This window comes from Kitasatospora sp. NPDC059817, from assembly GCF_042731835.1.
Lineage (GTDB): Bacteria > Actinomycetota > Actinomycetes > Streptomycetales > Streptomycetaceae > Kitasatospora.
The window spans coordinates 96,912-107,332 of record NZ_JBHWIR010000003.1; the positions used below are offsets into that span (position 1 = coordinate 96,912).

Genomic DNA, 10,421 nt, shown 5'->3' on the forward strand with positions numbered 1-10,421 from the left:
TTCCGCACTTGCAGGCCTTCCACGAGGAGCCCGGTTTGAATCGGCCGTCCGCCATCAGTGAAGTCCTTCCGCTCTCGCCGCTGCAACAGGGACTGCTCTTTCTCTCGGAGTACGACCGTGAGGGGACGGACGTCTACACCATTCAGCTGGTCCTCGACCTGGACGAGCTGACCGACGCCGATGCCGCCGCGCTGCGCACCGCGGCGGGCCTGCTCCTGGAGCGGCACCCCAACCTGAAGGCCTGCTTCCGGCACCGCAAGAACGGCGAGGCGATCCAGGTGATCCCCACGTCGGTCGAACTGCCGTGGCGCGAGGTCGCGGTGGCGGCCTCCGCCGAGGGGCCGGAGGCGGAGTTCGACCGGCTCGCCGAGGAGGACCGGCTGCGCCGCTTCGACCTCGCCCGCCCGCCGCTCCAGCGGCTCACCCTGGCCCGCGCCGAGGGCGGGCGCTGCCGGCTGGTCTGGACCGTCCACCACATCCTGGTGGACGGCTGGTCGATGGTCTCGCTGATCGGCGAACTCGCCGCGCTCGCCGAGGAGCTGAAGGCCGGCGGCACCCCCGCCAAGCAGCCGCGGGCCGGCGCGGCCCGCTACCAGGCGCACCTGGCCTGGCTCGGCGCGCAGGACAAGGAGGCCGCCCGGCAGGCCTGGACCGCCGCCCTGGCCGGGGTCGTCGACCCGACCCGGCTGGTGCCGGCCGGCCGCGACCGGGCCGCCGGCGCGGCCGCGCTGCCGCAGGCCGTCCCGCTGGAGCTGACCCCCGAGGTCTCCACCGCGCTGACCGGCTTCGCCCGCTCGCGCGGCCTGACCGTCAACGCGGTGGTGCAGGGCTGCTGGGCGCTGCTGCTGTCCCGGCTGACCGGCCAGGACACCGTGCTGTTCGGCGCGGTCACCTCCGGCCGGCCGGCCGAGGTCCCGGACGTCGAGCGGATGGTGGGCCTGTTCGCCAACACGCTCCCGGTCCGGGTGGACGTCGACCCGGCCCGCACCCCGGCCGAGCTCTTCGCCGACGTGCAGCGGTCGCAGACCGCGCTGCTGGCGCACGAGCACCTGACCCTGGCGGAGGTCCAGCAGCTCACCGCCGTGCGCGGCGAACTCTTCGACACCGCCCTGATGTTCCAGAACTACCCGATGGGCGGCCTGCCGCTGGCCACCGGCACCGGCCCCCGGGTGACCGGCGCCGACGTCCGCTCCGCCACCCACTTCCCGGTCACCCTCACGGTCTTCCCCGGCACCCCGTTCGGCCTGGCCGTCAACCACGTGCCCGCGCTGGTCACCCGGGCCGAGGCCGAACTGGTCGGGCGGCGCTTCGCCCGGCTGCTGGCCGCCGCCGTCGCCCGGCCCGACGAGCCGTGCGGCCGGCTGGACGTCCTGGACGAGGCCGAGCGCGCCGGGATCACCGAGACCCGCAACGCCACCGGGACGCAGCTGCCCGGCGACTGGCTGGCCCCGCTGCTGGCCGCCCGGGCCGCCCGCACCCCGGACGCGCCCGCCGTGCGCTGCGGCGAGGAGCGCCTGACCTACCGCGAACTGCACGCCCGCGCCGACGCGCTGGCGCACGCCCTGCACGCCGCCGGGGCCGGCCCGGAGCAGGTGGTGGCGATCGCGCTGGACCGCTCCTGCGACCTGGTGGTCGCCGCCCTGGCCGTCCTCAAGTCCGGCGCGGCCTACCTGCCGCTGGACCCGGACTACCCGGCCGACCGGCTGCGCTACATGCTCGCCGACGCCGCCCCGGTGGTCACCCTCACCCACCGCCGGGTGCGCGAACTCCTCGCCGCCGAAGCCTCCGAAGGCGAGATGAGCACCGGCGAACTGTGGGTCCTGGACGGCCCGGACGCCGCGACCGCCGCGACCGGTGCGCCCGGGCAGCGCGTACCGGGCACGGCCCCGCGCGCCGACCACCCCGCCTACGTGATCTACACCTCGGGCTCCACCGGCCGCCCCAAGGGCGTCGTGGTGCCGCACCGGGCGCTGGTCAACCTGGTCGAGGACATGGTCGCCCGCTTCGAGGTGACCACCGAGGACCGCTTCCTCGCCGTCACCACCTTCGGCTTCGACATCGCCAACCTGGAGCTGTTCGTCCCGCTCGCCGCCGGCGCCGAACTGCTGGTCGCCGACCGCGAGACGGTCCGCGACCCGGCCGCCCTGGCGGACGCCGTCACCGGCCTGGACGCCACCCTGCTGCAGGCCACCCCCAGCCTCTGGCAGTCGCTCGCCGCCGACCACGCCCCCCGGCTGGCCGGCCTGCGCGCCCTGGTCGGCGGCGAGGCGCTGCCCGAGCCGCTGGCCCGCACCCTCACCGCGCACTGCGCGTCCGTGACCAACGTGTACGGCCCGACCGAGACCACCATCTGGTCCACCGCCGCGCCGCTGACCACTACCGCGGCCGGGCCGCCGCCGATCGGCGGCCCGATCGCCAACACCCGGGTGTACGTCCTGGACGGCGCGTTGCGCCCCGTCCCCGACGGCACCTTCGGCGACCTCTACCTCGCCGGCACCGGCCTGGCCCGCGGCTACCTGGGCCGCCCCGGCCTGAGCGCCGAGCGCTTCGTCGCCGACCCGTACGGCCCGAGCGGCGCGCGGATGTACCGCACCGGCGACATCGTCCGCTGGGACGCCGCCGGCACCGCCCTGGAGTACGCGGGGCGCAGCGACCACCAGGTGAAGATCCGTGGCTACCGCATCGAACTCGGCGAGATCGAGTCCGTGCTCGCGGCGCAGCCCGGAGTGACGCGGGCCGTCGTCACGGCCCGCACCGACCAGGCGGGGGACGCCCGCCTGGTCGCCTATGTCGTACCGGCAGGGATCGACCGCGACCGCTTGCGGGAGCGGGCGTCATCGGTGCTGCCCACGCACATGATCCCTGCCGTGTACGTTCCCTTGGACGACCTGCCGCTGACCCCCAACGGCAAGGTCGACCGCAAGGCCCTGCCCGCCCCGCCGGACGAGCGGGCGGGCACCGGACGCGAGCCCGTGGGGGAGCGCGAGGAACTGCTCTGCGCGGTCTTCGCGGAGGCCCTCGGGCTCGACCGGGTCGGCGCCGACGACGACTTCTTCGAACTCGGCGGCCACTCGCTGTCCGCGACCAGGGTCGCCAACCGGCTGCGTGCCGCGCTCGGCGCGGACGTCCCGGTGCGGGCCCTGTTCGACGCCCGGACGGCCGAGGCGCTGGCCCGCGTCCTCGACCCGGAGTCGGCGGCCGCCGACGCGGCGGAGCCGGCCCCCCGGCGCCCCGCGCTGCGCGCCGTCCCGAACCGGCCGTCCTCGGTGCCGCTCTCGCACGCCCAGGAGCGGCTCTGGTTCCTGGACAAGATGGACGGCCCCACCGGCAGCTACAACATCCCGCTGGCGGTCCGCCTCACCGGCCCGCTGGACGCCGCCGCGCTGGCCGCCGCCGTCCGGGACGTGGTGGCCCGGCACGAGAGCCTGCGCACCGTCTTCGCCGAGGCCGACGGGCTGCCCTCGCAGCTGGTGCTCTCCGCCGAGGAGGCCGAGCAGGCCGGCGCCCCGCTGGTCGTGGTGGACCTCTCCGGGGCGGCGCCGGGCGCGCTGGAGGCGGCGCTGGCCGCCGAGGCCGCCCACCCCTTCGAGCTGTCCGCCCAGGTGCCGCTGCGGGCCCGGCTGTTCACCCTCGGCCGGGACAGCCACGCGCTGGCCCTGACGGTGCACCACATCGCCGCCGACGGCTGGTCGCTCGGCCCGCTCGCCCGCGACCTCTCCGACGCCTACCGGGCCCGGCTGGACGGCGCCGGGCCGCGCTGGGAGCCGCTGCCGGTGCAGTACGCCGACCACGCGCTCTGGCAGCGCGAACTGCTCGGCTCCAAGGACGACCCGGACAGCCTGGCCAGCGCCGAACTCGCGCACTGGCGCGAGGCGCTGGCGGGCATCCCGGAGGAGCTGGACCTGCCCACCGACTTCCCCCGCCCGGCCCGGGCCGGGCACCGCGGCGCCGAGGTCGAGTGCACGGTGCCCGCCGAGACCCACGCCCGGCTCGCCGAACTGGCCCGGCGCGGCGGCGCCAGCCTGTTCATGGCCGTCCAGGCGGGCCTGGCCGCGCTCCTCACCCGGCTGGGCGCGGGCACCGACATCCCGCTCGGCAGCCCGGTGGCCGGGCGCACCGACGACGCCGTCCGCGACCTGGTCGGCTTCTTCGTCAACACCGTGGTGCTGCGCACCGACACCTCGGGCGACCCGGCGTTCACCGCCCTGCTCGGGCGGGTCCGGGAGACCGACCTGACCGCCTACGGGCACGCCGAACTGCCGTTCGAGCACCTGGTGGAGGAGCTCAACCCGGTCCGCTCGATGGGCCGGCAGCCGCTCTTCCAGGTGATCCTGGCCTTCGAGAACAGTGCCGACCCGCTGCCCGCGATGCCCGGCCTGAGCGCCGAGGTGCTGCCGATCGGCAGCACGACGGCCAAGTTCGACCTGTCCTTCCAGGTGCTGGAGCGGACCGGCCCGGACGGCGCCCCGGCCGGACTGGACATCCGCCTGGAGTACCGCGAGGACCTGTTCACCGGGGCGACGGCGGCCCGCCTCGCCCGGGCCCTGGCCACCCTGCTCGACTCCGCCGCCCGCACCCCCGACGCACCGCTCAGCGCCCTCGACCTGCTCACCGCCGAGGAGCGCCGCGTCCTGCTGGAGGAGTGGGCCGGCCCGACCGCCCCGTTCACCCCGGTCACCCTGACCGCCGTGTTCGAGGGCCTGGCGGCCGCCGACCCGGACCACCCCGCGCTGATCGGCCCGGACGGCGTACCGGCCGGCCCGGCGACGATGCGGCTGTCCTACGCGGCGCTCAACGAGCGGGCCAACCGGCTCGCCCACCTGCTGCTGGAGCGCGGGGTCGGCCCCGGCGACGTGGTCGCGCTGGCGATGCCGCGCTCCGCGCCGCTGGTGATCGCGCTGCTGGCGGTGCTCAAGACCGGCGCCGCCTACCTGCCGGTCGACCCGCAGTACCCGGCCGAGCGGATCGCCTACATGCTCGACGACGCGGCGCCGGCCCAGGTGCTGACCGTCGAGGCGGTCGCCGACCGGATCCCGGGGCTGCCCGAGGGCGTCGTCCCGCTGGTCCTGGACTCCCTGCGCACCCGGTCCGACCTGACCGGCCGGCCCGACCGCAACCCCGTCGACGCCGACCGCACCCGGCCGCTCGTCCCGCAGGACGTCGCCTACGTGATCTACACCTCGGGCTCCACCGGCCGCCCCAAGGGCGTCGCGGTGCCGCACCTGGGGGCGGCCAACCTGGCCGCCAACCACCAGGCGCGGATGGGCGCGGGGCCGGACACCCGGGTGCTCCAGTTCGCCTCGTTCAGCTTCGACGCCACCGTCTGGGAGCTCGGCGTCTCGCTGTACTCGGGCGGCACCCTGGTGGTCGCCACCGACGAGAGCCGGGTCTCCGGCGAGGTGCTGGGCGCGCTGCTCGCCGAGCACCAGGTCAACCACGTGGTGCTGCCGCCCACCGTGGTGGCCGGCCTGCCCGAGGACGTGGTGCTGCCCGAGGGCCTGCACCTGCTGGTCGGCGGCGAGGCCTGCCCGGCCGCGCTGGTCGACCGGTTCGCCCCGCTGACCGAGTTCCGCAACGCCTACGGCCCGACCGAGGCCTCGGTCTGCGCCACCTGGAGCGACCCGCTGCGCCCCGGCGGCGGCCGCCCGCCGATCGGCCGCCCGCTGGACAACCACCGGCTGTACGTCCTGGACGACGCCCTCGCGCCCGCGCCGGTCGGCGTCACCGGCGAGCTGTACATCGCCGGCACCGGCCTGGCGCACGGCTACCTGCGCCGCCCCGTCACCACCGCCGAGCGCTTCGTCGCCGACCCGTACGGGCCGGCCGGCACCCGGATGTACCGCACCGGCGACCTGGTCCGCTGGCGGGCCGACGGCACGCTCGACTACGTCGGCCGGGTGGACCACCAGGTGAAGCTGCGCGGCTTCCGGATCGAGCTCGGCGAGATCGAGGCCGCGCTGGTGCGCCACCCGGTGGTCGTGCAGGCCGCGGTGCAGGTCGCGCCCTCGCCCACCGGCGTGCCCCAGCTGACCGGGTACGTGGTGCCGCTGCCCGGCGTCGCCGCCGTCGACGTGCCGGTGCTGCGCGCGTTCGTCGCCGAGTCGCTCCCCGCGCACATGGTGCCCGCGACGCTGGTGACGCTGCCCGCGCTGCCGCTGACCGCGAACGGCAAGCTCGACACCCGCGCCCTGCCGGCGCCCGGTGCCGCGCCCGCCGCCGCGCAGGCCCCGGTGCGGCGCCCGGGCACGCCGGCCGAGGAGGTCATCGCCGGGGTCTTCGGCGAGATCCTCGGCCTCGACCAGGTCGGCGCCGACGGGGACTTCTTCGACCTCGGCGGCGACAGCCTGCGCTCGGTGCAGATCGTCAGCCGGGCCGCGAAGGCCGGGCTCACGCTCTCGCTGGCCGACGTCTTCACCCACAAGACGGTGGCGGCCCTCGCCGCCGCCGCCCGGCCCGCCACCGAGCAGCGGCTCCCCGCGACGGTGCTGGAGCCGGTGCTGCCGATCCGGCCGGGCGGCACCGCCGAGCCGCTGTTCTGCGTGCACGGCGGGGTCGGCTTCGGCCTGCCGTACGCGGAGCTGGCCCCGCACCTCGACCCGGCCCGGCCGGTGTACGCGCTGCAGTCCGACGGCGTCGCCGCGCCCGAGGGGGAGTGGGAACGGCCGCACGGCGTACGGGAACTGGCGGCCACGTACCTGGCGAGGATCCGCCGGGTGCAGCCGCACGGCCCGTACCACCTGCTGGGCTGGTCCTTCGGCGGGCTGGTCGCGCACGAGATGGCGGTGCAGCTCCAGGCGGCGGGCGAGCGGGTGGCCTTCCTGGCGGCGCTGGACGTCTTCCCGGTGCTGCCGGGCGACCACAACCCGACCGACGAGGAGATCCGCGGGGCCTTCCTCGCCCACCACGCCGCCGGGGCGGGCATCGACGACGGGGAGCTGCGCCGGCTGATGGCGGTGATGCGCCACCACACGGACATCGCCCGGGAGTTCACCCCCGGCCGGTTCGACGGCTCGCTGCTGCTGTTCACCGCCGCCGACGAGGTGCAGGGCGCCCCCGCCGCCGAGCTCGCCGACCGCTGGCGCGCGCACCTGACCGGCGCGCTGACGGTGCACGACGTCGCCTGCGGCCACGAGGAGATGCTCGGCCGGGAGGCGGCCGGCCGGATCGGCGCGGTGGCCGACGCCGCGCTGCGCCGGTCCTGAACGAGCGGAGGGGCGGGGGCGGGCGGGCAGGCGCGCCCGGGCGCGGGGGGGCGGCGCCCCCCCCCCCAGGCGGGTGGGGTCAGGCGCGGACCAGGGCCCAGGCGCCGAGGCCGCTGCACCCGCCGGCACTGTACGTGGTGGCGCGGAAGCCGGCCGGGATGGGCGAGCCCGGGCAGGTCCACAGGCCGACGCGCGCGAGGTTGTGCCGCCAGGACCCGACGCCGTTGCAGCCGTTGCGGATGTAGTCGGTGATGACGTATCCGCTGACGACCGGCGATCCGCCGCAGGTCCAGATCCCGTCCTTGGGGAGGTTGTGCCGCCAGGAGCCGATGCCGTTGCAGCCGGTCTGGATGTGGTCGGTGATGACGTACCCGGGGACGATCGGCGAGCCCGAACAGGTCCAGATCCCGTCCTTGACCGGTTCCTGATACCAGGAGCCGGAGCCGTTGCAGCCGGTCCGGTCGTAGATGGTGATGACCCATCCGGACTGGACGGGCGCGCCGGAGCAAGCCCACTTGCCGGGGCCGCCCCAGCCGGCCGGCTGGGCCGCCGCACTCGACGTCCCGGCGACGGTTCCCGCGAGGACGAAGGCCGCGATCAGCGCGAGGGCGCCCAGGGTGGCGCCGACTCCCCTGCGGACGACGGCAGTTGTCAGGCGCTTCCACAAGTGGCGGTCAGACATGGTCAATTCACTCCAGTCCAAGCGGCGGGCAGCACGATGCGGCCCGTTGACGGGGGAACCCGGGATGGGACGGCCACACCCTACGGGGAGGAGGTGTGCACAACATGTGCTGATCGCATGAACAGGCAATCTTGGCCCAAAGTCGCCCTGCGCACGGGAGCCCGTCCGGTCGGGACGGTGGAAGCCGCGGGGCGGAAGCCCTGCGAGGGAGGCCGTGCGGTCGATGCCGCACCGTCGATGCCGGAAGCGCCTGCGCCTGGCACCCGCAGGTCAGTCGGAGCAGAATCACTTCCATGTTCACGACCAATCGCCTGACGATACGCCAGTGGCAACCCGAGGACCGCGAGCGGGCACTCGACATCTACTCCCGCTGGGAGGTGACGCAGTGGCTGGGCCGCGATCCCCGCACCCTGGAAAACCTCACTGACGCCGAGGCGGCGATCGAACGCTTCCGCTCCCGCTCGGCCGACCCGCGCTTCGGCACCTGGGCGGCGGAACGGAAGGACACCGGCGTGGTCGCCGGCTCCGTCCTGCTCATCCCGATCCCGGACGGCGACGGAGAGGTCGAGGTCGGCTGGCACCTCCATCCGGACAGCTGGGGGCAGGGCTACGCCACCGAGGCCGCGCAGGGCGCCGTGGCCAAGGGATTCGCGGACGGCCTGGCCGAGATCCACGCGGTGGTCCGGCCGGACAACCGGCCGTCGCTGGCCGTCTGCCACCGGCTCGGCATGACCGCGCTGGGCCGCACCACCCGCTGGTACGGCATGGAGTTGGAGGCGTTCCGACTCACCCCCTGACGGGGGGTCCGGGCGAGGACAGCCCGTTCGGCTCGCCCGCCGGCCGGGCGGGCCGGTCCGCCGGAGCCGGACGTTGTCCAGTGATGGTTCGTCAAGTGAGGCCAGTCCCGGGGATCACCCCGCTCCCGTGTCACTATCTGAGCGTATTCAGCCCGGATAGGCCGGTTCGCCCCCTTGAGGAGGACTTCGCATGCGTCGTCGCACGACCCGCCCCGTCTTGACCGCAGCCGTCGCGCTGGCCCTCGTGCCGCTCGCGGGCTGCACCGGTGTGGGCAGCGACGCTGCCGCGCCGGCGGTCGCCGCACCTCCCCCGCCGGAGCAGGCGTTCGGCCCGAACTGCGCTGCGCTGCCGGCCGACGGCCCCGGGAGCCTGGCCTCGATGAACGGCATCCCGGTGCTGTCCACGATCGACCAGACCAAGGACCTGACCGCGATGTCCTCGCTGATCAAGACGGCCAAGGCCAAGGACGTCTTCGACTCGATGGACAACGTCACCGTCTTCGCCCCGAACGACGCGGACTTCGCCAAACTGCCGGAGGAGCAGAAGAAGGCCCTGGGCGCCCAGCCCGGCGCGAGCGATCTGCTGCGCCGGCTGATCGTGGTCCGGGACCTGCGGAAGGCCGATCTGGCGGACAAGTCCTACACCTCGCTGCAGGGTGCGGTGATCAAGGCGACCGGCAGCGGGGACGACTACCGGATCGGCGGTGCGCAGGTGGTGTGCGGCAGCATCCGGACGGCGAACGCGCGGCTGGCGGTGCTGGACCAGGTGCCGGTGTTCGGCTGAACGCGCTGAGCGCACTGACCGAGCTGGAAACGGCGACACACGGGTCGGGGTGGGTGCTCCCCACCCCGACCCGTCGTTCCGGGCGGGTTTCCGACCGGAGTCCTCCGGGGCAGGAGCAGCGACTCCGTCGCCGCCCGCGAGACCCGGCCGAGGCCTCCTCATGGGCCAATAGCAGGGATTCCCACGTAATGATCAGATGACACGGGTTGCGAGTGACCGCTGCCTACCGTGACGTCGGTTATTCCTGGTCGCGCACGCGTGCTGACGCGTGATCGCGAGAGGAGGCGCCGGTGCGTCCGGTGCGGTCGTTGGTCGACGGTCCAGTGTCCATGCTGCTGCGTGGCGTCCTCGCGCTGCTGTGCCTGGTGCCGCAAGGAAGGTTCGCCCTCGCCGCCTCCGTACACCCGCAGCGAACCGCCCCGGGCCTCGTCGAACGGAACCGCGCCCAGGTCTCCTGCACGCCGTCCGCCACCAACACCAACTGCGTCCGCTTCACCTACAGCGGCGGCGACCAGACCTTCACCGTGCCCGCCGGGGTGAGCAGCGTCTACGCCCGCGTCTTCGGCGCCGGCGGCGCCGGGTCCCCCCGCCCCTACTACACCGGCCAGTACGGGGGCGGTGGCGGCGGCTACACCACCGGCACCCTCGCCGTGACGCCCGGCCAGCGGCTCACCGTCACCTCCGGGCAGGGCCGCGTGATGAACAGCACCAGCCCGACGTACGGCGGCGGCGGCGCCGGCGGCCAGGGCTTCACGAACGCCGCCGGCGCCAGCGCGACGGGCGGCAGCGGCGGCGGGCTGAGCGCCGTGTGGAACGGCACCTACGGAACCACCCCGCTGCTCATCGCCGGTGGGGGGGGGGGCAACACCCGCGGGGCCACGGCCACCACAACCGGGGCGGGGACAAGGGAGCAACACCACCCCCGCGCGGGGCACCAACGCAGATGTGGGGGCCAC

The 10,421-nt window shown here is 75.1% G+C and carries 4 protein-coding genes and 1 pseudogene; 4 read left to right on the forward strand and 1 reads right to left on the reverse strand.

Going from position 1 to position 10,421, the window contains the following annotated elements:
• Positions 1-35: 35 nt before the first annotated feature.
• Positions 36-7,202 carry an amino acid adenylation domain-containing protein gene (locus tag ACFV61_RS01375; protein ID WP_380489400.1) on the forward strand — a complete coding sequence of 2,389 codons (7,167 nt, stop codon included), beginning with the start codon at positions 36-38 and terminating at the stop codon, positions 7,200-7,202.
• Positions 7,203-7,281: 79 nt separating this feature from the next.
• Here ACFV61_RS01375 and ACFV61_RS01380 read toward each other — a convergent pair whose 3' ends face one another.
• Complete coding sequence (locus tag ACFV61_RS01380; RefSeq protein WP_380489403.1) at positions 7,282-7,884, reverse strand: hypothetical protein; 603 nt, start codon at positions 7,882-7,884, stop codon at positions 7,282-7,284.
• A 293-nt stretch (positions 7,885-8,177) separates the two neighbouring features.
• On the opposite strand from ACFV61_RS01380, the gene ACFV61_RS01385 reads away from it, so the two are divergent.
• From ACFV61_RS01385 to ACFV61_RS01395, 3 genes and pseudogenes are all read left to right on the forward strand, one after another.
• Complete coding sequence (locus tag ACFV61_RS01385; protein ID WP_063350778.1) at positions 8,178-8,681, forward strand: GNAT family N-acetyltransferase; 504 nt, start codon at positions 8,178-8,180, stop codon at positions 8,679-8,681.
• A gap of 190 nt (positions 8,682-8,871) precedes the next feature.
• Positions 8,872-9,465 (forward strand): fasciclin domain-containing protein, encoded by a 594-nt coding sequence (locus ACFV61_RS01390; RefSeq protein ID WP_380489406.1) that lies wholly within the window; start codon positions 8,872-8,874, stop codon positions 9,463-9,465.
• A 329-nt stretch (positions 9,466-9,794) separates the two neighbouring features.
• Positions 9,795-10,421 (forward strand): annotated as a pseudogene (locus ACFV61_RS01395) (hypothetical protein); the annotation flags it as partial.